The following is a 24,728-nucleotide window of genomic DNA, read 5'->3' on the forward strand; positions in this document are numbered from 1 at the left end:
TCTGCCGGAACAGCACCTGGGCGCTCCGGCCGTGGCACCGGGAGATGTACCCTTCATTCTGCAGTCGCTGCAACGCAGATTTTATGGTAAGCGACGATACGCTGAACTGGCGGCAAAGGACATCGATTTTCGGAAGGCTGTCTCCGTATTTGTAATACTGAAAATGAAACCGGACGACAAAATATTCATAGATTAGGTTTGCAAATCCTTCGTCATTCCGCATATCCATCACTCCCTTCTGTTTTTATTTTAACATTGCCGGCATGAAAACGCCAGATAAACTTGCGCTTTCCCCTCTGCCCTTACGTGGTGGCGTTGACTGCTGCTCGGCATATAAAACAGAAAAATGAACCGGCGGATTTGGCCTCCCATCCGATTCACGCATACCCAAAATGGGAGAGGATACCTTGGCGGTATCCTCTCCCATTTTCATATATCCCTATTATGGGTTCTCTGGACAAGTGTAGCGCGGCAGGCCCTTACTGTGGTTGCCATATTCAATCGCTTCTTTCGGGCACCGGCTGATGCACGCCATACAGTGTGTGCAGTCTTTTCCCCAGACGGGCTTCCCGTTTTCAAGGCGGACATTCTTAAGAGGGCAGACGCTGACGCATTTTCCACAGGAAACACAGCCGTCGGTGGCATAGAACTTCTTTGCGTGGACGAACATCGGATAGAAAAGGTCGTTTACGATGCCGCTGTTCATTTTATCCCCGAAGGAAATATCCGCTTTCGGGAAGCTTTCACCGTTTTGAAGGAACCTGGCCGTGCGGTCGATGACGTCTTTTGCCTGATCGAGTATTGGCCTGGCTTGTTCCTCAGCCGGAGTGGAAAAGAGCGCGATATAGTTTTCGGGCATCAGAATTCCCATGCACCCGCGGTACGTCATCTTTTTTTTGGCACACAGCTTTTGAAGATATTTTCCTGCGTTTCCAATACTCCCGCCGCAGGTCATCACAAAATAAATTTCGCTGTTTCCGAAAAGCGGCGTCTGTTCCAACCACTTCTGCACTATGCGTGGGATTCTCCACGCATAGGTGGGGACGACCACCACCCACGGGCGTTGCGAGTACATTTTGGCAAAATCAGAACTTTGAATCCTTTCAAAAAGATTGACAACCTCATCGTCTATGGCTTTTCCAATTCTTTTTGCGGCGTATTCGCTGTTGCCTGTTCCTGAAAAATAGAGAATCATCGCTTTTCCTCCTTAGGATTGTGAACTGATATGCTGAACACCCGCGTAAATGCGATTGATCAAATCGGAAATCTCTTCCCATCGTGTTTCGTCAGCACTCAAATAGTAATAATTTTTCGTTCCCTCGCGGCGCATGGCAACGATGCCGGCCTCCTTTAATATCTGAAGGTGGTGGGAAACGGAAGGCCGTGTAAGATGCGTTTTCTGCGCGATTTCTCCTACCCGGATACCGGAGAGGTCGCTTTCCAACAGCACAAGTAAGATAAGCTGCCTAGTTTCATCGCCAATCGCGGTAAAAGCGTTTCGGCATTCTCGAAAGCCGCTGATAATTTGCTTCAGGTTTTCTTCGCATTCTCTTTCCATACCAGATTCTCCTATCGATACCGTATGTCTAATTCTTTGTGGGGAGTCGAACGAAGGAATTTCATGTTCGGATAACCAATTACCAACGTCATCGCCACCCTTTTTCCTTTTGGGATGCCGATGGCCTTTTTGATTTTCCGGGAAGCGTTTGCCGCCATGGTGAAAAATCCGCTGTATAGCATCCCTAATCCGTTCGCTTCCGCAACAAATTCCATGTTCTGTGCGGCAAGAATGCCGTTCGTCTTATCCTTGGCCAAGATCACGATGACAGACTGCGCATGGAAGAAGAAAAAGTGATCGTCAATCTGGTTGTTCCTCGCCATGGGACTCAATACGTCCGCGACCGGCTTGACGGCCTTGAATACCTTAACCGCCATTTGCTCAATGCGGTCCTTTTCTTTCTCCAGCACAACAAAGGACACATCTTGCATATTTTTGGCCGTATGGGTGAGCCGGCCGGCTTCTAAAATCTGTTCGATGACCTCCCTGGGGATTTCCTTTTCCCGAAAGCTGCGGATACTCCTGCGAAAACGAATCACGTTCAACACATCCTCGGGATTCAGGCGGATGTCCTCCGTCTTTTCCACTTGCCCGGTTCCGCAGCCAACTAAAGAAATCGCTTCTTTCGGGCAGACTGCCGCGCATTGCCCGCACAGAATACAGTCCTCCAGGATGGTGCCCGCCTTTTGGTTGTTAATCTCTATATTATGTGCGGCGCAGACCTTCCCGCACAAGCCGCATCCGATACAACGGCCGGTATCAATGACTACCTGACGCTGATTCATCGGTTTCTCAACCCCCCTTTCGTTAACAATCTTTAACCATTATAGCAAGCACATCATTTTTAAGCAACATCGGTAAAGAAATTGGTTACCAAAGACAAGGAGCGCAAAGGAGCGGCGCCCTTAAAAATTTGACAATTTCGAATTCGACTTTTCATCCGCCTTTTTTGATTATGAAAACACGCTATGCGATTGCTTTTTGGTGCAGAGTGCCGTATAATAACAAAAGAATGACTTGAACAAGGATTGCGTTGCCTTTTGGAACATAGAGTTACAATCTCAATAGTAAAGGACCATCACAAACATGAAAAAAACAATACGCGGAAGCTGGAAAAGGATGGTTGGTCTTGGGCTTTGCCTGGGGCTGCTTTTCAGTTTGGCCGGGTGTGCCGGTGAGCCAGGGCGGAACATCGTCATAGAGAAAGATCCTTTAGCGGCGTCACAAGCAAAGCTGACCTTTTTCGGCTATAAATACGAAGCGCTCAACGTCACGGCGATCGAAGATTCCCTGCATAGATTTATGGATTCCCACCCGGAGATTACCATCTCTTATGATGGAATCAAGAGTCCGGAGTATTTTGACGTATTGGAAAAGCGGATGGCAACAGGCAATGGAAATGACATTTTTATGGTGGATCATGCCCGTATGCTGGAATTGGGGCGGCGCGGAAAACTGGCGGATTTGTCCGATTTGTCCACGCTGGAAAACTTCAGCGATCTCGCCAGAAGCCAGATGGGCGCCGACGGGACCATCGATTATGTCCCCACGTCCATTTCCGCATTCGGGTTGTACTGCAATTTGGATTTGCTGAAGAAACATGGGCAAAAAGTGCCGGAAAATCTGTCGGAACTGGAAGCAGTGTGCGACTATTTTGTAGGCAAGGGAATTACCCCCATCGTAGCGAACAATGATATATCGCTGAAAACGGTGGCCATCGCCAAGTCGCTGCTTCCCATCTATCAGCACGAGGATCCCTCCGCCCTGCTGGCACAGTTCAATAACGGAACCGCCGACCTGGCGGAAACGCTCCGGCCCGGTTTTGCGTTGGTGGAACAGATGCTGGCACGGGGTTGGATTGATTCGGAAGAGGCTCTGGCCACGGCGAAAACGAAAGACGACTTGACCCTGTTTGCCGGTGGGGAACGGCCCTTTATGCTGACCGGCGCATGGGCGGTGCCACGGGTCAGAGACCTGGCGCCAAAGCTTGATTTCACGGTTCAGCCTTATCCCATCTTGGAGGATGGCAGCGTACTGGTCATCAATGTGGATACCCGCGTCAGCATTAACGCGGACAGTGCGCATGTGAAGGAGGCTAAGCAATTCCTGGAGTATATTACCCAGCCCGACGCTATGTGGAAATTTGTCAACAGCCAAAGCTCGTTTAGTCCGCTGAAAGAAAACCGTCTGGCGGAAGATAAGGCCGTCCAGCCTATCGGTCCCTATCTGAGCAACGGCAGAAGCGTGCTGGGCTCGGATGACAATTTGCAAATTCCCATTTATCTATTAAACCCTCTGTAAACCCTGCATTTTCAAGGCTTTTCGCCAGTGTAATTCTCAAACCTTATGTATTTTCCCTTGTTTTTGCCCTTATGAGCCGAAACAAGGGAAAATTTTGTTATTCGCCGCCGACTACCTTATCCAGCAGCCTTGCGGAAGTACGCTTCGCTTCCCTTGTAGCGTGAGCGTAGATGTTCATTGTGGTACTGACATCAGCGTGTCCGAGAAGCTCCTGCACATCCTTTGGAGCAGCCCCATTTGAGAGCAGATTACTTGTGAAGGTGTGGCGTAGCTGGTGGAAATGGAAGTCCTCCAATCCCTCAACCTTTTTCCTTGCCGCCCTGCACATAATCCCTACCGTACTCGGCGATTCAAACGCCCCGTCCGGTCTGAGGCAGACAAAGGATATTTCCTTGTACCCCTCCGGGACTTCTTCCGTTCTCGGCAGACTGTAAACCTCGTAATAAGTACGGTCTTTTTCTTTGACTTCACGGTAGTAGTTGAGGCTGTAAAGTTCTCCGTAGCGGAAGCGGTTTTTATGCTGCTCGGCTTTGGCTGCCTTAAGGATTGCCGCCAGCGTGTCGCAGAAGTCAACAGTGCGGACTTTCTTACGCTTCGTTGCTCCTATCTCTGTCTTGTGCCTTGCTCCGTTGTAGCGCATACTGCGGCGTACCGTGAGGTACTGTTCATTAAGGTTGATGTCCTGCCAAGTAAGAGCGCATACCTCGCCAATGCGAAGTCCCGTGTAGTAGGCGATTTGAATGGGCAGCAGAGCGGGATTATCTTTCTTTTTCAAGAAATCTTCCAGTTGCAAATATTGCTCATGGCTGATTGTGGGGGCGGAAGCCACATCACCGTCCTCGTCCGAGAACAGTTCGTATTCTTCCTTTTTGCCCCTCCACACTACATACTGCATCGGGTTAAAGGAAATCAGCCTTTTCGGGAACACCGCAAAACGGAACGCCCCTTGCAGGACTGCCGAGAACAATCGCAGATACCCTTTACTGAGTGCCTTTGCCTGTGTGCCGTCGGGATTTGTACCGCCGAAGCTGAGAAGGTCGATATATGCCTGTAAATGGTCAGCCGTTACACTTTTCAGTTTTCGGTTGCCGATAGGGTGCTGCTTGATACGGTTGACTGTACCCTGATACGCCATAACCGTACCGTTACTCAGATTACCGGGCTTCAGTTCTTCCTCTACCCATTGATCTAACAGCATTCCCACCGTAACATTCTCCGTTTTAGCAACAAATTTCTTTTCCTCGTAGTCCTCCATTGCCTTTCGCAGCAGTGCTTCTGTTTCCGCCTTGCTTTCTGTTCCGGGGAACTCCTTCTGCACACGGTTTCCGCTTTCATCTTCGATATAAAAGCGGTAGTACCACTTTTTGCCTTTCTTTCTTACAGAACCTTTTGCCATAGATATAATTTCTCCTTTCTATCCGTGGCAATCGGGACTGTGACATATGGTGTGCGTAAAGTAAATAGCGTCACTTGCCGGTTGTTATTTCAGCCGGCATTTTCATTTGTCAAGGTGCCACGGAAATTTTCTTTTCGGCCAGCCTTTCCTCGGCTGCCGACACTATCCCGAAGAGTTCGCCCATGGATACCTTTGTGCGACCCTCATCGTAGATATGTAAAATCCCGTCAAGAAATCGTTTCATATCTTCGATCGGTGCTTCCATTTCGTTACGATAGACCTTTTCTGTGATTGCGCCCGATTCAATGGCATATCGCATCAGCGATTCTTTCAGCCCCTCGTCAGCAGCTACACGGTCAACCTCTGCCATAGCATCAGCAAAGTGATAACAGAGTACCGAGTACAGGTCTATCATCTTTCCGAGAAATGTGGTCAGAAGCTGCTGGTGCGGCTCTCCCTGAACAACGCTCACGCTGTCAAGGTATTTTGCAATGTGACTTTCAATGTCTCTCTGGCAGAGCGTTTTGGTGTCATATTCCTTTTCTTCGGAAAGACCTGTCAGCCATTCGGGAGTGGTCAGAAGTGCTTCTGCCAGTCCGTTGATAATCATGGTTCGCTTCGGATCAACACCGTCTGCTTCATATCGCTGGATGGTGGATTTGTTCACTCCTATGCGTTTTCCGAGTTCCGGCATTGTGAGATTCAGTTCCAATCTTCGTTCCTTCACTCGTCCACCGACCTGTTTTGCGGTGAATGTAATTTCTTCTTTCAAGGTTTTCACCTCCTTGCGAATATAATCATAACACAAAGGTACGCAATTTGCAACCCTATTTTGCATATTTTCTCAAAAATATTTAATAACAGGTTGCAAAATAGGTTGACACAAGATAGCAAAATAAGTATAATTATGATTGTAGAGTTGCAAAACAAGTATTTTACAAAGGAGGAATGAATATGAGCACAACCAAAATGGGACTTACCATCGAAGAAGCTGCCGAATGTACGGGCATCGGGAGAAATACCATGCGTAAGTTGGTAGACTGGGGCAAGCTGCCTGTTCTGAAGGTCGGACGAAAAACCATCATCCGCAGGGATACACTGGAACGTTTTATGACCGTCAATCAGGGCAGAAACCTACTGTGTCAGGATGATGTCCGAAAGGTAGAGTAAACCGTTCGGGGAGCCCTCGGCGTTTGAGAGCGAAATACACCCCTCGCACAAATCTGACGATTTGTACTCCGGGTATTTCGCCCTTGCAGGGAGCCTGTATCACAGCATCGGCGCACTCCCTCTGCTATGATACAGAGAAAATTGCATCGCAATTTTCTGTTGCTGTCCCTCTGTCAAATGCCATCGGAACAGCCGCAACCGACAAGTCGGTTGCAAAATGAGAACGCCCCAATACGGGAGAAAGGACACTATGGCAAGACACAGCTTCATTCAGATGTCGAAGCTGCCAAATGTCAAAGGACGCATTTCGTATATCACAAGCAAGGCAAAACAGGAGAACCTGTATGCCACCTACCGCACCGCAGACAATACCTTTTGGAACAATCTTGCAAGGGAAAGTCAGCAGGAATTTAAGCGAAGCGGCACCACAGGAAAGTGTATCGAAGCAAGGGAGCTTATCATCGCCCTGCCGGAACTCTACACTAAATTTGACCCCGACAAGGTGCTGAAGGACTTCACAGACCTGTTTCGCAAGCGGTACGGCGTGGAATGTGTGTCGGCACTCCATCACAACAAACGAAAGACCAACTACCATATCCACCTGATTTTCAGCGAACGAAAGCTGCTCCCGGAGCCTGATGTAAAGGTAGCCACCCGAAGCGTTTTCTTTGATGAAGCAGGGCAAAGGGTACGCACCAAGAAAGAAATCACCGGGGAGGACGGACAGATACGAAAAGGCTGTACAGTCATCAAAAAAGGTGAGACTTACGAAAGCCACCTCTTTACCACCAAAGACGAGCGTTTCAAAAGCGAACCCTTTCTTGATGAAGTCAAGCAGGTTTACACCGCCCATATCAACCGCCATATCGCAGACCCCGAACAGCAGCTCAAGGTCTTTGACAAAAACGGTGTGTATCTGCCTACCAAAAAAATCGGCAAGAACAATCCGCGAGAGGAAGAAATCAAAGCCGACAATGCCGCAAGGCAGGAGTGGAATCGAACAGCGGATATGGCACTTATCACAGGCATTTCGGAAGAAACGATATTGGAGGTCAAGCAGACGCAGATCCACGAAAAAGTCAGCCAGTCTATCCGTGACAGCGGTTGGCTTCCCAACCTGTTCCGCAGTATCGTGAGTAAGGCAAAAGATTTTCTGCAAAATCTTATCCGAGAAAAGGATATGCCGCCAAAGCCTACACTGGATATAGATATGGCGGAGTTCCGTCATATGCGCAACCTGATGATAAAACTGCAGGATAAGGCAAAAGAAATCAAACACTTGCAGGACAAGGTGCTACCCGACCTGAAACAGCAGCTTGCCGAAACAAAGGGTATTTTCAAGGGCAAGGAGCGTAAAGCGTTGGAAGCGCAGATACAGCAGACCGAAAGGGAAATCGCTGATAAGCTGGACAAAATCCCTGACACACTGAAAGCAGACGGTTATCCCGATGTACAGGCGTTTATGGATACCTTCCGAAAAATGGAGGGTGTTGTAGAGCAGTACAACCGTGACCTTGCCAGATGGGAACAGCAGGTTCAGGAGAAAGAAAAGACCCAAAGACCGCCTGAAAAAGAAAGCGTCCGAGACAGGCTCAGACAGTTACAGGCAGAGGGCAAGCAGCAAAGAACACGAAAGAAGTCCCAAGACAGAGAAAGATAGTTTTGACACCGAAAACGACACCGCAGGGCAGAACCTCTGCCTTGCGGGATTACATATATCCTTGAAATACTTATCCAATTTCACTATAAAGTAAGAAAGCCCTCCTGTCAGTTTGTATCTGACAGGAGGGACTGTTGTAAGTGTGATAAGCACACTTATATGATTTTATTTCGCTCTTTTCTTCTTACCGTAAACCATAGTTCCGATTACGCCTGCTCCGCTCATAAAGAGAAGTGCAATCCACAATGCCATATGGCTGTTATCTCCGGTCTGAGGAGACTTTGTATCGTTATCTACTACTGCTTTCGCATTCACGGTAAATGTTGTGGTAGCTGTACCGCTTTCGGATACAATGCCGATGGTATGCTCGCCGGCTGAAAGTGTTGCTACATAATCAGCCTTTAAGGTTACAACCGTACTGCCTTCCTTGACGGTATAATTTTTCGCATCAAGGTTTTTTCCGTCAAGCTCAACTCGGATAAAATCGCTGAACGCCGCATTGGATTTGAAAATAAGCTCTTTCTTTTCTCCTGCTGTTATGCTTTGTCCTTTACCCTCGATAATTTCAGGCGAGAGCTTTGAGATTATTGTGTCCTCAAGCTTGATTTCCTTTGTGCCGTTTTCATCGGCGAAGTATTTGCCGCAATCCTGACAATGCCAATACTCTGTGTTTCCTGTTTCTGTAACAGTTGCATCCTTTGCAGGAATTTTTTCAAGATTATGATTTGCACTGTCAATCTCGCCGTATTCTGCCTTGCAGGTGTCGCAGACTGCTTTGGCTACACAGGTAGCTTCACCGCCTGCGCAGTTGCCGTCTTCATAGCCGCTGCAGCCATCAACGGTGCAGTAGCGTGTATGTGTGTCATCACTGTTTGACTGCCATTCGCCGTAGGTGTGCTTGGCATTTGCCGCAGTAATTACATATCCGCATTCGCAGACAACTGCAGTTGTGCAGTCGCCGTCATCCGTGCAGGAGTGAGGTGTTTCGGTTTCGGCGACGGTACAGCCATCATTTTGACAAATGTGCCAGTGGTCTGTGCCGTTTTTCTGCCATTCGCCGCTGAAATCGTGAGATTTCGCCGCAACCACAACCGTATCGGGATGATAAATGCAGTAAACAGGTGTTGAACAGTTGCCGTCATCATTACCCGCTGTGTGTCCGTTATTGACTGTTACACAAACCTGTGCGGTGTTGCCTGCATTGTCTGTAACAACAACAGTTACCTTACCAACCCCTTTTGCAAGAGTATATTTGCCGTCAGTGGCTGTTAATTCAACATCGTTTGCCTTTACGCTTGCAATACCGTCGTTATCGCAGACTTCAAACTCTACCGCATCGCAGTAGATATTGCCGTTTTCAAGTCCTGTGATTACAGGCTTTTGAATATCCTTCCACTGGGCAACAAGTGTAACACTTGTAACAGTATCATTAGCCGCAAGATCGGAATACATAGTGTTTGCGTTTACGGTCATATCCCCGCACTTCCAGCCGGTAAAATCAAAGCCGTCCTTTGTCGGATTCGTAATACCGTCAAGTACTTTATCCGTCCATTTAACACCTGTTTTATCACTTATACCGCTACCGCCATTGGTATCAAATGCAACGGTGAAACTATTTTTCTCGGTATAATGCGCCGTATAGGCTCTGTCACCTGTACTGCCTTTCGCAATGATAACGGTCATATTGTTTTCGCCGGTTAAGCCTGTTCCGCTCCAGCCGGTAAAGGTGTAGCCGGTCTTTACAGGATTGTTGAGCGTAATCGCATCACTTTCCGCATTATATGTTGCCGGGTTAGTTGCCGTACCGCCGTCTAAATCATAGGAAATATTATAAGTTATCGCATCTTTGTATTTTGCCTTCAAGGTAATGGTTTGTGTAACGGGTAGGTTGAAATCGTACTTTGTATCGCCGTTGTACCAACCGTCAAAGGCTTGGTATCCGTTCTTTGTGGGATCGGCAGGCTGAAGCGCCGTTGCCTTATCTGTATTGACAAACCACTGGGTAGGTACGGAGCCTCTGCCGCCGTTTGAGTCAAAGCTGACGGTGTGATATGTGCCGCTGACCGTGCCTGAACTATCCTGAATACCGCCGTAGTAAACACCGCTGCTGATGGTTCCCTTGTTTGTAACCTTTTCATAAAACCTGGTATAGCTATTGGAGCTTGTGGTTTGAATCGTGCTGTTTGGTTGTAAATAAACCATGTCTTTCACAATACCGCCGTTTGCGAGAATATTCGAATTGCTGGCAAAAATAGCAGCGGATTCTGATACATATTTTGATGTACAATTCTCAATAATGCCGCCGGTCATGGTAAACGTAGAAAGACCACCGGATCCTGAAGCTACAATATACAAACCGCCACCGCCAAATGATGATTTGCAATTCTTAATTTCACCATCCCCTATGGTAAAGGTACCACTGGAAACATATATGCCGCCACCGCCTCCAGATTTTGCACTGCAATTCTCAATGGTGCCGCCCTCCATGGCAAAGGTGCTTTTGTCGACATACACACCGCCTCCATATGTGGCACTGCAATTCTCAATGGTGCCATCCTCCATGGTAAAGGAGCCAGAATGGAAGACATACACACCGCCTCCACCTGTTGCACTGCAATTCTCAATGGTGCCGCCGGTCATGGTCATGCTGCAGCCACCGCCGACATATACTCCACCTCCGTTTTGTGTTGCATTGCCGCCGGTGATCACGCCGCCGGCAGGTAAAGTGCTGTCTGTGTGAGTTGCGGTGTTGTTGCTGTCTATCATCGTCAGATTTGCTTGGCTTCCGATGATAATCACAGTGCCGCTGCCGGTCATTTTTATCACATGACCGTTAAGGTCAAGGGTAACTGTTCTATCCACGTCCAGAGTTGAGTCGATGGTATAATCCTTGTCCAGCGTTACCGTGCCGCCGCCGCTGAGCAGGCTCTGCAGCTCAGTGGCATCGTCGTTGGCCGCAAAGGCCGTCACCGGGCAGAGCATCAGCACCATGCAAAGGGTAAGCACGATACTTAAAATTCGTTTTTTCATTGAATCTTCCTCCTAAGAGAATATTTTTAATTAAACTAATTCTGTAACAGTACCCGACCTTGCTTTCGGGTTGTATTTCTCGATAAAGAGTGCAAGGGTTTCCTTCAGCACTTCTATCTGGGATTTCAGATAGAACTCATCCTCAAAGAGTGCGTAGTGCACGCAGGCTCTGATTAGAATGAAAATCAGTGGCGTCAGTTTTTCGTATGGAATCCCCAGCTTTGGTTCTAAACTCTTGGCATATTCGGTATATCGTTCATCTACACCCTTAAAGAACTTCTGTCCGTATTCCCTGTATTTGGGGTGGGTGTAGATTTGATACATCAGGCGGTATTTCTTGCCATGGTTTTTTGCTGTCCAATAGGGTATCTCGTCAATAAACCGCCACAGGTCCTCCACATCCGTGGGAGCTTTCGCCATAAACTCATCTTCCACCTTACTCATGCAGTATTCGGTGGACTTAACGATAAGGTCGTCGAGATTGTCAAAATACAGATACAGTGTCGCAACACTGCAATCGCAGGCCTTTGCAATCGCTTTTATTCCGACAGAGGAAAATCCGTTCTCCGCATAGCAGTTGAAGCTGTTTTCCATTATCTCAATTTGCTTTGCCCTGCGGGCTTCTTCATTTTGGGGGCGCAATATATTACCTCCTTCCTTGTAACATAGTGAATGATCGTTAATATTATACTATATTTGCTTTGATTTTTCAAGAGGGTAATGCAAAAATCTGAATCATTCTGTGAATCATTCTGTGAAAACGGCAGGGATTTCTCCCTGCCGCCGAAGCCTGTTTTTGTAACTTTATCATAACCTCATCCACCGCATCCGTATATCTTGCTTGTGCAATCAATTTGTTGCGGAAGACGAGTAAGGCATTAAAGATATACATCCGTTCCTCTACTGTGAGATAAAGGTAATACTTCTGCTTTCTCATACGAAGATCACCTCGGCATTGACAGCTTCCGTAACTGCTGACCGCAGTGCGTTCATCCTGCCGACCCATAACATGGGGCTTTTTGCTTTCAGTGTTTCGGTAATGCCCCCATGCTCCGCCCGTTGCTTCATCAGTCGGTCAAACAGCTCCTGTGCCTGTTCCTCAACATCAGCAAGGTAAGATTGCAGCTTGCCGCTTATCACCAAATCGGTGTAAAGTACCTTTTTATGCTCCCGAATATACCGCAAATGCCGATGTCCCCATATGCCGATATGCCTTTCTTCTTTTTCGTCAGGTAATACCAGGCAGGGAATGTAATAATCGCCCTGCAACTCATACCAAAGACCGTTTTTCTCGTTATAAATGTACTTGTCCATATTGAAATCCTCCAGTATCATATATTCGCACATATGTCACAGTTTCCCGATTGCCACAACCTGTTATATTTTGTTATGAGATTTTTTTCCCTCAATTTTTCCCTTATGAGATAGCGAGGGAAGAATAAATTGTTGTGAAATCGTATAAAGGGATAAGGTGAGCACACTGCGAAAAATCCTTTATTTGCAAGGCTTTTGGAGGATTTTAATGATAACCTATAACCTCTGTTAAGAGGTCATAATTTGTGGAAATTCAAATTCCAGTTTGGGATATGACGCGCCAGTGCATTGTAAAGATGCTGGAGGGCGCAGACGCGCAGGCGGCCGTTTCCAATATGAACGAACAGATCAGCGCCTTCAGAGCCATGGAAACGGAGGCTGTGCAATGATGAAAAAGCATTCCGGCAGTTTTCTATTATTTTTAATCGCGTTGTCCGTACTGATCATCATAGTGGGCGGATTGCTTTATATGGCGAACGTTCAGCAGGCCCTGCACGCCCATTCCGTTACGGATATTCTGGAGGTAACCGACCAGGGACGCCATGCGCTGGACACCTATTTGGAAAAGGACGAGGAAATGCTGCAATGGCTGGCTGTCGAGTTGAGCGAGGTGAGCTCCGACAATCACGTGGAATTAAAAAATAAAATGTATCTGCTGGACAACGCGGAAGGCGCCTATATTTGTGTCGATCTCACTTCCGGAATGCGGTATACCGATCTTCTACAAGAGGGCCGGGCGTTGGATGCGGAGTCCCTTGAGAATTACAAAGCTCTGGAAGGCGACGGAATCCGGGAGCCTTTTCTGGATGAACGCACCGGCATATGGACCATCGGATATTATGTGCGTTTTGCCTTTGCGGACGGCTCCGAAGGATTGGTGCAGAAAACGCAGCCTCTGGAAGATGTCGCCGAGCGTTTTTCCCTTTCCTTCTACAATGACACGGGGTTTTCTTATGTGGTAAACCGTGCGGGAGACATCCTTATCCGTTCCCAGCACCGCAACAGCAACCGCACATTTCGGAATCTCTTTGATATTGTGGACCTGCAGGGCAACGCCGCCGGGGCCGTCCGCTCCTTTAAGGACGCATTGCGTACGGGAAAACAAGGCGTTGCGCAGTTCCGGTATCAGAAAGAGGACTATGTCTTTTGTTACGTCCCTATGGAAAATGCCGATGGATGGTATGTGGTGTCCATTATCCCGAACCGGGTCATCATGGAGCAAGCGAACGGCATCCTGCGGCAATCTCAGGTACTTTTCGTTATCATCGCGGCCTGTGTGCTGATATTGGCCGCCTTTTTCCTTGTAAACCGTCGCTCCACGCGGCGAATTCTGCTGGCGGAGGAAAAAGCGCGCAAGGCCGCCGAGAGCGCCAACATGGCGAAGAGCCGGTTTCTCTCCAATATGTCCCATGATATCCGCACCCCCATGAACGTTATCATCGGCATGACGAAGCTGGCCACCGACCATGCGGAGGAGCCGGCAAAAGTGCGGGAATACTTAAAGAACATCAGTAAGTCCGGCAATCTGCTGATGGGGCTTATCAACGATATCCTGGATCTGTCCAAGATCGAGAGCGGCAAGATGACGCTCAATGAGGACAGCGTTTCCTTACCGGAATTGATGACGGATCTTGTCAGTATTGTTCAGCCGCTTGTAGAGAAAAAGGATCAGCAATTTGAGATCCGGCTGCACCAGGTAGAGCATGAGCTGTATTATTTTGACGCGCTGCGGCTCAACCAGGTACTGATCAACCTTTTGTCCAACGCCACCAAGTTCACGCCCCCGTGTGGGGTCATAACCGTGGATGTGTCGGAACGTCCCTCTCCCAAAGAGCACTGCGCCCATCTGGAGTTCCGCGTTGCAGATACCGGTATGGGGATGAAACCGGAGTTTATCGAACACCTCTTTGACGCCTTTACCCGGGAGCAGGACAGCCGGGTCAATCGAATCGAGGGTACCGGCCTGGGTATGGCCATCACCAAGATGATCGTCGATATCATGCAAGGCTCTATTACAGTGGAAAGTGAGCCGGGACGCGGGACCGTCTTTACCGTCAGCCTAGATCTCCGCCTGGACCGGGAAGAATCGGACCAGACGTCGCCGCTGCCTGCGCTGCACATATTGGCGGCGGACGACGATCCGGATACCTGCCGGTCCATCGAGCAGTTTCTGCACGAATTGGGCATCGATCCGGACGTCACGCAGGACAGCCGGACTGCCGTAAATCTGGCAATCGAAGCCCATGAGCGGGGCGAGGATTACGATTTAATCCTTTTGGACTGGAAGATGCCCGGCATCAGCGGAGTCGAGGCCGCCACATTGATTCGCCAGCGTACAAGCCGTGAAATTCCCGTGGTCGTTTTCTCCGGTTATGACTGGGCGACCATTGAAGCGGCCGCGTTGGCGGCGGGGGTTGACGGATTCCTGCAAAAACCGATCTTCAAATCTACGCTCAACCGTTGTATCCGGCAATATGTTCTGTATACCGCCGCGCCGGACGCGGTACACGGCGGCAGTGCCGACCTGTCCGGCCGGCGGTTCCTGCTGACGGAGGACAATGCCCTCAACCAAGAGATCGCCAAAGAGCTGCTCACAGAGATGGGCGCTCAAGTAGAAATCGCGGAAAACGGACAGGAATGTGTGGACCGTTTCCAGCAATCGGCCACCGGATATTTTGATCTGATTTTGATGGATGTCCACATGCCGGTTATGGATGGCTATGAGGCTACCCGGCAAATCCGCCGATTGGAACGGGAAGATGCGGCCACCATCCCCATTTTTGCTATGACGGCGGACGCTTTTGCGGAGGATATTCAGCTGGCCCGCCAAGCCGGCATGAACAGCCATATTCCAAAGCCGCTGAATATTCCGGTCATGCTGCGGGAGATACAGCGCTTCCTTGGCCCAGATAACAAGAAAGCGCATATGGAATAAGGAAAGGGTTGAATCGATGGAAGAAGCAAAGAAAAAAACAGGCTGGATTTTCAGTGCAGTCAATTTGGCGCTGTGCGTGCTCCTGATACCAGTCATCCTCATCAATGTGACGGTGATCATCAGTTCATACATACACCCGGAGGAAATCCCCGGCGTCTTCGGCGTTAAGCCGGTGGCGGTGCTGTCCGGCTCCATGGAGGACACCTTTAGGACCGGGGATCTCATCTTCGTACAGAAAACCGGCACCGCTTCCCTGAAGGAAAACGACGTCATCTGCTACTTGCAGGACGGACAGGCGGTCACCCACCGGATCGTCGGCGTGGAGCGGGGTGAGGACGGAACAATTTCCTATATCACCAAGGGCGACGCCAACAATACCGAGGATCGCGAACGGGTGAAGCCGGAGCAGGTGCAGGGCGTCTGGAACGGCGGAAAACTCGGCGGCATGGGGAATTTTGTGATGTTCCTTTCCAGCACCACCGGCATGATTGTTTTCATCGTCTGCCCGATTCTGCTGCTGATTCTCTGGGACGTCATCCGCCGCTGGCAGGCGGACAAAAAAGAGAAATCCCGGGCCGCCGAACTGGAGGCGGAGCTGAACGCACTGAAGGCAGCGCAGAACACGCAAAGGGATTCCCAAGAGGAACCGAAGCTATAGTCACGTAATTATGTTGGTCACATTTTCGGCGCCGGCACAGGACGCCGCTAATGTTCCATATAGATCAAACCGGGGCCACCCGGTAAAACGCTGTGGGCAAATGGGAAGCGCGCCCCGCAGAAACCAAACGGCATTCTTCCCAAGTCCCAATCCATCTTAAGGAGGTAACCCCCATGAAAAAGAAGTTATTTGGGCACCTGGGCGTTGTGGCCCTGGCACTCACCCTTATCAGTATGACCCTGATGGGCGGAACGCTGGCCCGGTATGTCACGGAAGTGACAGGAAACGCAAAAGCCGAGGTAGCCGCTTGGAGTTTCAAGGCGAATGCTTCGGACACCAAATTTACGGATATTGATCTGGGCAGTACAACCAATCGCACAAAATATGATGCTAAGGACATCAAGGACGGCGTCATCGCTCCCGGGACCAAGGGCACCTTTGATATTGTGCTGGATGGAAGCACCAGCGAGGTAGGTGTGGACTATACCGTAAAAATTGCAGCCAAGTCCGGAACAACGCTGCCGACCGACCTTACCTTTAAGGTTGTCAATGGCACTGGGGATGCAACGGCTTATACCTTAAACAGCGACATCACTGGCACCATCGACTATGATGCAACTGCAGCAAACATGAAAAAGACCATTGCCGTATCCTGGGAATGGGCGTTTGACGAAAACGACACGATCTCTTCTAATGACAATACTTATGCCGATAAAACTTGGACTTTGGACATCACGGCTTTGGGCAAGCAGACAATACCCAACGTGTCGTCACAACCGGCTGCCTAAACCGCTGATTGCTCCCCGCCCCTGTGCCAGGCGGGGACCCGCAAGGGCTTTCAGCCCTTCGCAAAGCGCTTCCGATTCGACAGAGCGTTTTGCAAAAGGCTGAAATTCATGCATGCAAAGGAGATTGGACAAAATGGAACAACAAAATCAAAACAACGAGACTCCTTTGCGGGAGGAAAAACGTAAAAAAAAGCGCGTCGTTGTGCTGCTGCTCCTGCTGGCGCTGTTCTCGTCGGTCATCGTAGGCTTTTTGATCGGACGGAATACCGATCCCTATCGCGGGCAGATTATCGACACCATCGTCATCGGCCCGGATCACAACCGGGCGCTGCATGTGGCCGGACAGGTTCTCTACACCGACGGGACGCCATATGCAGACAAGCGGGTGGAGCTGCGCAGCGAGCCCCGCATTACGACGACGGACGGACGCGGCCGGTTTTTCTACGAATCGACGGAGCCTGGGCCGCATACCCTTTCCGTTCTGGACGATAACGGAAAGGCACTGGCGAAATGCGAATTTACCATCTTCCGTAACTCCGACGGCCAGCCGATTAACATCCAAAAGCAGGCCGACGGAAAATACGCGGTGGAGCTTTCCGTCAACGTGCGTTTTGTGGAACTGGCGGTGGAGCTGGACGCAGGTGGCGAGGCTCTGAAGCTGCTGCCGGAGAAAACGGTGGCGCTGGAGGACGACGGAACCCTCACCGCGGGAGAAAAGAAAATGAACGTAGAGGACGGCGCCGTGGCGCTCCCCTCCGGCACGGTTGTGCTTCCCGACAAGACGGTGGTGGTGCTGGGAAGCCTGATCCTCCCGGACAACACCGTAACCCCCATCCCGAACGACGGTTATACCGGCGGGAACGGCGAAAAGGTTAAAGCCGACGCAACAGTGACGCTTCCGGACGGGACGGTAATAGCCCCGGGTGAAGTGAAGAAGCCGGACGGCAGTACCGTAAATCCGGAGGAACCCTACCAGATCCCTACGGACAAAAAGCCGGAGAACGCCGATTCTTCCCGTCCTTCCGAGCCTTCTTCCAAGCCTTCGGACACCTCCCGCACGCCCTCCTCCAAGCCGACGAATCCATCGGAACCCGGCAGCAGCTCCGGCGGGGATATCCCGGTCATCACGCCGCCGGCGTCCTCCACCTCCACTTCAAGCCCGTCCGAACCGGAAGATCCCGGCACCCTCGGCGTGGAAGGCGAAAACAAGGGCGGCTGGATGCTTTGGGAAAGCCAGAGCGACATCGATTTGTTCTATAACCGCGTGGGCGGCCCGGCGGACAAAATCCAGCCCGGTTCCGCCGGGTTCTACCGCTTCCGGCTGAAGAACACCCGGTCGAAGGAGCTGCAGATCACCATCACCCTTTCGGAAGACCGGCTGCACATTCCCCTGAAGCTCACGCTGACGCCTCTGGACGCGCATGGAAACAAAACCGCGGGGCGCGTCACCGGCTCGATTGTCAATGGGACGCTGGTTCTAGAAGGCTCCATCGGAGCGAAGACGGAAACCACCTACCAGCTGGACTGGGAGTGGCCGTTGACTGGCAATGACAAAGCGGATACGGCGGCAGGCCTTACCGGCGGCGACTACATCGTCAGCCTCCAAATCCTCGCCCAAGAGAGAGCGTAATATGGGCCAGGCACTTGGAAAGCTCATTCGCAAAGCTTTACACGGCGGGACTGGCGCTGCTATTCCTGCCGGACTTAATTCGTAACTTCATATCCCACAGAAAGGGGTGTGCCGATTGAAAAAACAACTGACCGCCGGACGCATCGCCGGTTATCTCTTCTGCCTGTCGCTCATCTGCATGGCGGTATGCGGCGTATCCTACGCCCGGTATGCCTCTTCCGTGAACGGTAGCGCCATAGCGACGGTGGCGGCGGTGGCCGGCGAGATGAGAAATACGGCGATTGACGTCAGCGGCATGCAGCCGGGCGATACCAAAACCGTGGAGTTTGCGGTGGCGAACTATTCCGGAGGGAAGACCAGCGAAGTGGCGCAGGAGTACACCGTCACGGTGAAAACCTCCGGGAACCTGCCTTTTACCTTTACTTTAACGCCGAAGGCCGGGACGGAGAATCCAGCTGGAAGCCTAAAAAATACAAGCGGCGTGTGGAAATCCACAGCCGGGTTTCTGCCGGCGGCGGAGCAAACGACGCATTCCTATACCCTGACGATCACCTGGCCGGCCGGGCAAACGGCGCCGGATTACATGGATGAAATCGATACGGTTACGCTCATCGTGGACGTCTAGCAGGCGATTCCTACAGATGCGAAATAAGAGGAAGGCGGTGAAATGGAATGAAATTCCATCGGCCACAACATGAAAAACCAAACAAGCAGAAAAAGCGGCGGTGCCTGCTGCTGGCCGGCGTCGTTCTGACGGCCGCCGCCCTGGTCACCGGGCTGACGATGGCGAAATATGTGCAGCAATGGAAAAGCGAGCCCGCGCTGGTCGGCACCAAGGCATTCTATTTCACCAGCGACCTGCTCAAAGACGCGAGCGAGAATGCTTCCTATGAGCTATACAGCTGGGGCGATGGTATTAAAATCCAGCTTCAAAACTTTGAGGATGAAAAACGGATTTCCGAAACCGATATTACATACGAGGTCTCTTATACTCTAACCGGGGGAGCCAAGAGTGAAGTTACAAAAGGGACAATCGCCTCAGGTGCGGGAACCGCCGTGAGTGATACGATCACCGTCAAACCGGAACCAGGGGCAAAAACGGTGACAGTGACCGCAAAAGCGACATCTCCTTATGAAAAGGCACTGTCGGCACTTTTGTGCTGAAGGATACGGAATCGCCGAAATATCAGGTGGTGGATTCCGTGGGTAGTCCCACCGCCGAACTGATTATCAAGGGCGGCAACACGACGCAGGAATTTACACTGAAATGGGACGCCAGCCTGCTGTCCCCCGACCGGACCAATCCGTTATTCAAAGAAGCCGTCTTTAGCAGCAGTACCGTATCCATAAAGATAACCGCCAGCGGGAGCTGCAGTTTCCTTCTCTTTAAAAAAGATCCTGTGCACAATTACAGCATAAAAGAACAGGAAATCATAAACAGCACGATTTCACTAAACGGTAATTGACAGGTGAGAAGAGCGAAAGGAGCTAAGCGAAATGCATGATAAAATGATGAAATTATCGGAAGCCCCAAAGCGCCTGCTGGCGGTTCTGCTGGCTGTCTGCCTGCTGCTCTGCGCTGTCAATCTTCAAAGCCTTACGGCGTTCGCGGCGGCGGATATGGGCAGCGAGACGCTGACCGCCACGGTTGTCAAAACCGACGGCAGCGACTCCGTTTCCCTGGTATCTGAAGGAGACGCAGTTGCTTCAGAGTGGGCCTATGACGAAACCCGGAGGCTCACCATAACGGCGGATTTCACCGGCGTGGACGGCGAGAGAAAAATCAAAATCGAGCTGCCGGTGGGGATGTGCTTCAATAAGGGCGGATATCCCACCGAAGCGAATTCCCAGATTCAGACGTTTACTTATGTTAAATCCAAGCTGCCGACCAATTACAGTCCGGCCGATAAGGATCCTGCGCTGGGTGGAACGCTGACATACACCATCAAGCCGGCTGTGGACAAAGTCTCTCTCGATATTTTAATTTCCTACGATGAACAGCTTTGGAATAAAGAAAACGGCGGTTCGGTGACAGGATCGCCCGATGATAAGACTTCCAATTATGCAGTTCCTGTTGCGGTAACGAAGACAGCCGGCAATTTTACCGAAACAAAAATCCTTTCTAAAGTCACGACGTATACCGGTACGGATAAGACCAAAACCTATTATGTTTCCTATAGCAACGATCCGGATATCATGTATGACAAACCGCTTGATACAGCCGTCTCAATGGGCCGGCAATATATCTATAACGGACGCAGCGGCAGCCAAATCAACAGCACCCCGAACCTGTACTGGAAAAAAGTGACTCTGATCCAGGAAGCGCCGTATAAGACTTTGCATGATGGAACAAAGGTTCATGCTGAATATGCAGGCATTGCCGCGGTATCTCCCACAGATTATACCAACGCCGAGACGAAAGACCACACAACTACGCTCACCTGGACGGACAATGGTAATTTCGGCTATGGCATGCCGAGCATCAATGCAAAATATAGTTTTCCGTCGGGCAATTTCCAGGCGGGTGATAAGATTACCTACCCGCAGCCGCAGATTCGCGTACAGGGAATCTATGGAGGAGAACGCGATTACTATACTCCGAATACTGGGGCAGCCGTTACATTTAATCTCAGCAACGAGGGACAACTTGTCATCGGCCGGGGAGCCGGGGGAAAATCGTTTCCGGCCAGCGAAACGAACACAGACGTCGCCTACTATCTCGATAACTTTCTGTTATCCAATCAGGGAGCCGCGGCGTCCGGGCCGCAGAAATTCACCTATACCTTTGCCGGTAAAAGCGGCGTAGGCGTCACGTCCATGCGGCTCATTATGCCCAAACAAGCCGACTGCAAGCTAAATGAGAACCAAAAGGTGGATGTCACTTGCACGGTGACGGATAAGGACGGCATAGAAGTACCTAACGATACCGTAAAGATTGAAGTAACCCCCAGCCTCAATGACACCGGCCGGGATGTGATTGTATCCCGGAACGCGGAAATGGTAGAAAAAAACTACTACTTCCATACCATCTCCTATGAAGTGGGGACGCTCCAGCCGGGAACGCTTTATTACGCCAGTTCCTCCCCCTTCATGAGCGGCGGCGCGATTTACGGAAAGCTGATCGAGGGCAGCGCAAACAAACCGGAAGCCGGCAAGGAATGCCTGAGCGCCTCGCTTGTAATTGAATCTGTCGAGACAGGCAAAACCACGGCAAAATATGAACAGATGTCGATCAAGGTCCAGGATGAACCGCGCACAACTACCATTGGACTTCGGAATACCGATCCGCTCAAAGGGAATGAAAGCACCACCATACCAGCCGGGGGCACGCTGAAGGTCACGGCTCAGCTCGAAGCCAGCGATTACCCGTATCATAGCACCACCTTTATCTCGCATCCCGTTTTTTATCTGCGGCTGCCTAAAGAGCTTTCCTTGGTGAAAAACTCTCTGAGCACCGACCGCGTGAATGCTCTTCCCGTCGAGCAAACTTCTGTTGCGGAAATCGTAGACGGAAAAGAAACAGGCTATACGCTTACCGCCATCAACTTTGGAAATACCGAAGTCCCGATTGGCTACTATGGCGAAAATTTAAATGCTGTAAATGGCTTCCAATCTCTGACCCTGACGTTCACCCTGCAAGCCTCCAATACCATCTCACAGACCACCCAGTACGACTTGCGGGATTTGGTATGTGCGGCTGATGAGGAAGTAGGCCTGAGTACAATGAACAGCGGCTGGAATCCTTGTAACTGGACGCACAATCCAAGTAAAGAAGATCATTTCAGCGCAGGGACGTACCGCGCAACCTATAAGCACAACGCGGACACGAATGCCACCTTTACCGTGCAGGCCGCCGCCCCGATGGTGGAGTTTCATGCGGCGGTAAAAGACCATAGCGGGACGACGGACGCCGATTATAGCTCGGAGATGATCTTCATCGACAATTCGGGCAGTATAGACTACCGCATTTCTTTCCAAAACAATCAGGGCGGCACGGTGGACGGCGACAAATTCTATTATCTCATCCAGCTTCCCAAAAAAGGCGAAGCGATGTCCGGGCATATGACGGGCAATACAGAGGCTCCTGCATTCGACCTTTCCCTCACCGGCCCGGTGACGCTCAAAAGCGAATATGCCAATTTGTATGATGTGCGGTATAGCACGGATATTTCCACGGATCCAGCAAACACGGATTTCTACAACAACGGCAAGGCGGATTTCAGTATGGATGGCGGCTTTGCCTCATATTTCACCGAAGAGGAAATAAAAAAGAAATTTGAGGGTCATGAACTGAGTTGGGACGATGTCCGATGCATCAAACTGGTGGTGAAAGACAAGGGTGCTGAAAACAAACGAGTGATCCCCAACGGGGAGTCCTGCACCATCACCCTGGAGAATGTTAGCTGGGATGTATCCGGTGCGAAAGGAGATACCGATTTTGTTTGGTCGGCCTGCGGGCTGCAGCGGTACGATTTGAAAAGTGCTGCATCTGAGGGCCATACGCCCACGAATCCGGTGACCTTTCATATCCACCCCTTCAAGATAGCCTCCAGCGTAACGCTGACCGGCGTGAAAGGGACTTCCCCGGCAGGAGCCGCCAAGACGACAACCATTCTCATTCCTGCCTACATCAATTCGAGAACGCTGAAAATAAAGTCGGTGACTATCAGCGACGGAATCCATTTAGTTTCCTCCACTGAAATGGATTCTAACAGGAACGCGGGAATTCCCTGGGGAGATCAAAACTTTACTCTGACAGCTTCGCTGAATTCAGGCGCTTCGCTAGATATCCTAAAAGAGAATACCGATGTGATTGGAACGACCACAAAAGAAGTTGTCTCTACGCTCACTATTACTCTGGACCACGCCAATCTGCTATCCACGAAATCCAAAGCCGGCACGGTGACGGTGGTTATCGGTGAAGATGGCACCGATGGCGTGGAGATAACCGAAACAATTACCATCCGTACCATCGGCACTGAAATGGACGAAAATTATCCTTCCAGCGTCTTGTCCCAGGGCAAAAACTTTTCCGATATTAGGACAGGAAACGATCAGGTGAAAATCACCTCCGACAGCGCCGTGAGCGTACAGTTCAATTTGCAGAGCTACCTGTCCGCAAATTACGGAAAACCGTATATCACAGGAGCCTTCCCAGCCGGCGCCACGCTGATCCTTGCGGATATCTCCAACGGCAAACAGCCGAAGTATTATTACTATTCGTGTTCGGAGGCAAAGACTGACAGCTCGCAAATCCCCTTGTCGTCATTCGTAAGTATGAATGACGGAATATCTCCGTTTATCAGTGAGCGTCTGCCTGTTGACGCTAAGCTGCTTTTCGTGGTGGACTATGCGCAGGCCACGGTGACGATATCAGGCAATGAGCTTCCGCAAACGCTAAAGCTTGTATTTCCAGGCGCGAAAGACGGGGCGCAAACCGAGCGCAGTGCCGCAGCCGCATGGGTACTTACACCCAAAAGGGAGTTCACGATCGCTGTGGATACAAGCGAAAGCGGTATGAGCATGGCAAGCAAAGGAACGGCTGCGCTTTCCGGCTCTCTCAACAGCAAGCAGCTTGTAGGAAACGATACCTGCCATGCCTCCGACTATCTCACACTGTCTCTTACCCTCTATGCGGAGGACGGATCAACCCCGGCAAATTTCCCGGCGGGCGCCACTATAACGGCCAACCAGGTGAAGACGGGAACGGCCGAGAACAAAGCGCTTCTCACCCTGGGAAAAGCAGGAGCCAATACCGTTTTATTTAACATCCTTCTGGAAACCGCGGGATGGGGACTTTCGCCGGGGAAATATAAGCTACAAGCAGAGCTGTATTTTTCCCGTGCCGAGGGCTATGTTTCGGCCGTTTCTCAGAAGCCAGAAGCAAGTATGGAGATTACATTGACAGTCACGGATGATCCCTCCTACGGTCTGAAGGTCGAGCAGACGGATAAGGTTGGCCGGCTGGTGGATTCCGGGGCCATATTAACGTTTAAGCTGGATTACGCGGTCCCGGCAGGAAGCCCCATCACTTATAGCGCCGCACTGTATGAGAAAACAAACGGCAATTACAGCAAAACAGCCACAGCATGGACAACACCGCCGGTGTTTAACGATGATGGGAAAGAATCCTGTATGGTTTCATTGCAGGTCCCATCTACAGTGAAAAAAGGTCCTACCTACCGTATCATGTTCCGGATGGAGTGCGACGGCAAGGCGATCGAGGTGCCGTATAACATCATTATCCGGGAATAGCAGACGGCACAGGCGACACTTAGAAGAAATATA

At 50.5% G+C, this 24,728-nt stretch carries 21 protein-coding genes and 1 pseudogene; 12 read left to right on the top strand and 10 right to left on the bottom strand.

Annotated features, from left to right (window positions below):
• Positions 1-25 precede the first annotated feature (25 nt).
• The 4 genes and pseudogenes from H8709_RS11875 to H8709_RS07010 form a co-directional block, all read right to left on the bottom strand.
• Positions 26-229, bottom strand: a pseudogene (locus H8709_RS11875) (GntR family transcriptional regulator); the annotation flags it as partial.
• Between the two features lie 213 nt (positions 230-442).
• On the bottom strand, positions 443-1,195 hold the full coding sequence (locus H8709_RS07000; RefSeq protein WP_262397668.1) for an EFR1 family ferrodoxin: 753 nt from the start codon (positions 1,193-1,195) through the stop codon (positions 443-445).
• 12 nt (positions 1,196-1,207) lie between these two features.
• Positions 1,208-1,558, bottom strand: coding sequence for an ArsR/SmtB family transcription factor (locus tag H8709_RS07005; RefSeq protein ID WP_262397669.1), 351 nt, complete (start codon positions 1,556-1,558; stop codon positions 1,208-1,210).
• Positions 1,559-1,569: 11 nt separating this feature from the next.
• Positions 1,570-2,343, bottom strand: coding sequence for a nitroreductase family protein (locus H8709_RS07010; RefSeq protein WP_262397670.1), 774 nt, complete (start codon positions 2,341-2,343; stop codon positions 1,570-1,572).
• A 301-nt stretch (positions 2,344-2,644) separates the two neighbouring features.
• On the opposite strand from H8709_RS07010, the gene H8709_RS07015 reads away from it, so the two are divergent.
• Positions 2,645-3,859 (top strand): ABC transporter substrate-binding protein, encoded by a 1,215-nt coding sequence (locus tag H8709_RS07015; RefSeq protein ID WP_262397671.1) that lies wholly within the window; start codon positions 2,645-2,647, stop codon positions 3,857-3,859.
• Positions 3,860-3,956: 97 nt separating this feature from the next.
• Here H8709_RS07015 and H8709_RS07020 read toward each other — a convergent pair whose 3' ends face one another.
• On the bottom strand, positions 3,957-5,255 hold the full coding sequence (locus H8709_RS07020; protein WP_262397672.1) for a tyrosine-type recombinase/integrase: 1,299 nt from the start codon (positions 5,253-5,255) through the stop codon (positions 3,957-3,959).
• Positions 5,256-5,364: 109 nt separating this feature from the next.
• Entirely contained in the window at positions 5,365-6,036 is a 672-nt protein-coding gene (locus H8709_RS07025) for a helix-turn-helix domain-containing protein (protein WP_262397800.1), read from the bottom strand.
• Between the two features lie 173 nt (positions 6,037-6,209).
• Between H8709_RS07025 and H8709_RS07030 the strand changes: the two genes are divergently transcribed.
• Both H8709_RS07030 and H8709_RS07035 read left to right on the top strand, forming a co-directional pair.
• Positions 6,210-6,425 carry a helix-turn-helix domain-containing protein gene (locus tag H8709_RS07030; protein ID WP_262397673.1) on the top strand — a complete coding sequence of 72 codons (216 nt, stop codon included), beginning with the start codon at positions 6,210-6,212 and terminating at the stop codon, positions 6,423-6,425.
• Between the two features lie 217 nt (positions 6,426-6,642).
• Entirely contained in the window at positions 6,643-8,085 is a 1,443-nt protein-coding gene (locus H8709_RS07035) for a MobA/MobL family protein (protein WP_262397674.1), read from the top strand.
• A 165-nt stretch (positions 8,086-8,250) separates the two neighbouring features.
• On the opposite strand, the gene H8709_RS07040 is transcribed toward H8709_RS07035, so the two are convergent.
• From H8709_RS07040 to H8709_RS07055, 4 genes are all read right to left on the bottom strand, one after another.
• The gene (locus H8709_RS07040; RefSeq protein WP_262397675.1) at positions 8,251-11,115 is read right to left on the bottom strand and encodes an InlB B-repeat-containing protein; all 2,865 of its coding nucleotides are present in this window, start codon (positions 11,113-11,115) and stop codon (positions 8,251-8,253) included.
• 30 nt (positions 11,116-11,145) lie between these two features.
• On the bottom strand, positions 11,146-11,757 hold the full coding sequence (locus H8709_RS07045; RefSeq protein WP_262397676.1) for a TetR/AcrR family transcriptional regulator: 612 nt from the start codon (positions 11,755-11,757) through the stop codon (positions 11,146-11,148).
• Between the two features lie 67 nt (positions 11,758-11,824).
• Positions 11,825-12,052: a hypothetical protein gene (locus H8709_RS07050; RefSeq protein ID WP_262397677.1), complete on the bottom strand. Its 228-nt coding sequence runs from the start codon at positions 12,050-12,052 to the stop codon at positions 11,825-11,827.
• Positions 12,049-12,429: a TnpV protein gene (locus tag H8709_RS07055; protein WP_262397678.1), complete on the bottom strand. Its 381-nt coding sequence runs from the start codon at positions 12,427-12,429 to the stop codon at positions 12,049-12,051. Before H8709_RS07055 ends, H8709_RS07050 begins: the two co-directional genes overlap by 4 nt.
• A gap of 245 nt (positions 12,430-12,674) precedes the next feature.
• On the opposite strand from H8709_RS07055, the gene H8709_RS07060 reads away from it, so the two are divergent.
• The 9 genes from H8709_RS07060 to H8709_RS07100 all read left to right on the top strand — a co-directional run bounded on the left by H8709_RS07060 (position 12,675) and on the right by H8709_RS07100 (position 24,695).
• The gene (locus H8709_RS07060; RefSeq protein ID WP_262397679.1) at positions 12,675-12,818 is read left to right on the top strand and encodes a hypothetical protein; all 144 of its coding nucleotides are present in this window, start codon (positions 12,675-12,677) and stop codon (positions 12,816-12,818) included.
• A gap of 80 nt (positions 12,819-12,898) precedes the next feature.
• Positions 12,899-15,364 carry a response regulator gene (locus tag H8709_RS07065; RefSeq protein ID WP_262397680.1) on the top strand — a complete coding sequence of 822 codons (2,466 nt, stop codon included), beginning with the start codon at positions 12,899-12,901 and terminating at the stop codon, positions 15,362-15,364.
• Between the two features lie 16 nt (positions 15,365-15,380).
• Positions 15,381-16,022 carry a signal peptidase I gene (locus H8709_RS07070; protein ID WP_262397681.1) on the top strand — a complete coding sequence of 214 codons (642 nt, stop codon included), beginning with the start codon at positions 15,381-15,383 and terminating at the stop codon, positions 16,020-16,022.
• A 173-nt stretch (positions 16,023-16,195) separates the two neighbouring features.
• Positions 16,196-16,810, top strand: a complete 615-nt coding sequence (locus H8709_RS07075) for a hypothetical protein (RefSeq protein WP_262397682.1) — start codon at positions 16,196-16,198, stop codon at positions 16,808-16,810.
• 133 nt (positions 16,811-16,943) lie between these two features.
• Positions 16,944-18,440, top strand: a complete 1,497-nt coding sequence (locus tag H8709_RS07080) for a hypothetical protein (protein WP_262397683.1) — start codon at positions 16,944-16,946, stop codon at positions 18,438-18,440.
• Between the two features lie 115 nt (positions 18,441-18,555).
• Positions 18,556-19,065 (top strand): hypothetical protein, encoded by a 510-nt coding sequence (locus tag H8709_RS07085; RefSeq protein ID WP_262397684.1) that lies wholly within the window; start codon positions 18,556-18,558, stop codon positions 19,063-19,065.
• A gap of 47 nt (positions 19,066-19,112) precedes the next feature.
• Positions 19,113-19,604: a hypothetical protein gene (locus tag H8709_RS07090; protein ID WP_262397685.1), complete on the top strand. Its 492-nt coding sequence runs from the start codon at positions 19,113-19,115 to the stop codon at positions 19,602-19,604.
• Complete coding sequence (locus H8709_RS07095) at positions 19,598-19,906, top strand: hypothetical protein (RefSeq protein WP_262397686.1); 309 nt, start codon at positions 19,598-19,600, stop codon at positions 19,904-19,906. Before H8709_RS07090 ends, H8709_RS07095 begins: the two co-directional genes overlap by 7 nt.
• A 31-nt stretch (positions 19,907-19,937) precedes the next feature.
• Positions 19,938-24,695, top strand: a complete 4,758-nt coding sequence (locus tag H8709_RS07100; protein WP_262397687.1) for a hypothetical protein — start codon at positions 19,938-19,940, stop codon at positions 24,693-24,695.
• Positions 24,696-24,728: the final 33 nt, after the last annotated feature.

Origin of the sequence: Zongyangia hominis, from assembly GCF_014385095.1 — a bacterium.
GTDB classification, from domain to species: domain Bacteria; phylum Bacillota; class Clostridia; order Oscillospirales; family Ruminococcaceae; genus Zongyangia; species Zongyangia hominis.

What these genes read in the sequence shown, in the direction of transcription:
- H8709_RS07000 (WP_262397668.1), bottom strand. Translation starts at nt 1,195, where the DNA reads ATGATTCTCTATTTTTCAGGAACAGGCAACAGCGAATACGCCGCAAAA.
- H8709_RS07005 (WP_262397669.1), bottom strand. Translation starts at nt 1,558, where the DNA reads ATGGAAAGAGAATGCGAAGAAAACCTGAAGCAAATTATCAGCGGCTTT.
- H8709_RS07010 (WP_262397670.1), bottom strand. Translation starts at nt 2,343, where the DNA reads ATGAATCAGCGTCAGGTAGTCATTGATACCGGCCGTTGTATCGGATGC.
- H8709_RS07015 (WP_262397671.1), top strand. Translation starts at nt 2,645, where the DNA reads ATGAAAAAAACAATACGCGGAAGCTGGAAAAGGATGGTTGGTCTTGGG.
- H8709_RS07020 (WP_262397672.1), bottom strand. Translation starts at nt 5,255, where the DNA reads ATGGCAAAAGGTTCTGTAAGAAAGAAAGGCAAAAAGTGGTACTACCGC.
- H8709_RS07030 (WP_262397673.1), top strand. Translation starts at nt 6,210, where the DNA reads ATGAGCACAACCAAAATGGGACTTACCATCGAAGAAGCTGCCGAATGT.
- H8709_RS07035 (WP_262397674.1), top strand. Translation starts at nt 6,643, where the DNA reads ATGAGAACGCCCCAATACGGGAGAAAGGACACTATGGCAAGACACAGC.
- H8709_RS07040 (WP_262397675.1), bottom strand. Translation starts at nt 11,115, where the DNA reads ATGAAAAAACGAATTTTAAGTATCGTGCTTACCCTTTGCATGGTGCTG.
- H8709_RS07050 (WP_262397677.1), bottom strand. Translation starts at nt 12,052, where the DNA reads ATGAGAAAGCAGAAGTATTACCTTTATCTCACAGTAGAGGAACGGATG.
- H8709_RS07055 (WP_262397678.1), bottom strand. Translation starts at nt 12,429, where the DNA reads ATGGACAAGTACATTTATAACGAGAAAAACGGTCTTTGGTATGAGTTG.
- H8709_RS07065 (WP_262397680.1), top strand. Translation starts at nt 12,899, where the DNA reads ATGGCGAACGTTCAGCAGGCCCTGCACGCCCATTCCGTTACGGATATT.
- H8709_RS07070 (WP_262397681.1), top strand. Translation starts at nt 15,381, where the DNA reads ATGGAAGAAGCAAAGAAAAAAACAGGCTGGATTTTCAGTGCAGTCAAT.
- H8709_RS07075 (WP_262397682.1), top strand. Translation starts at nt 16,196, where the DNA reads ATGAAAAAGAAGTTATTTGGGCACCTGGGCGTTGTGGCCCTGGCACTC.
- H8709_RS07080 (WP_262397683.1), top strand. Translation starts at nt 16,944, where the DNA reads ATGGAACAACAAAATCAAAACAACGAGACTCCTTTGCGGGAGGAAAAA.
- H8709_RS07090 (WP_262397685.1), top strand. Translation starts at nt 19,113, where the DNA reads ATGAAATTCCATCGGCCACAACATGAAAAACCAAACAAGCAGAAAAAG.
- H8709_RS07100 (WP_262397687.1), top strand. Translation starts at nt 19,938, where the DNA reads ATGCATGATAAAATGATGAAATTATCGGAAGCCCCAAAGCGCCTGCTG.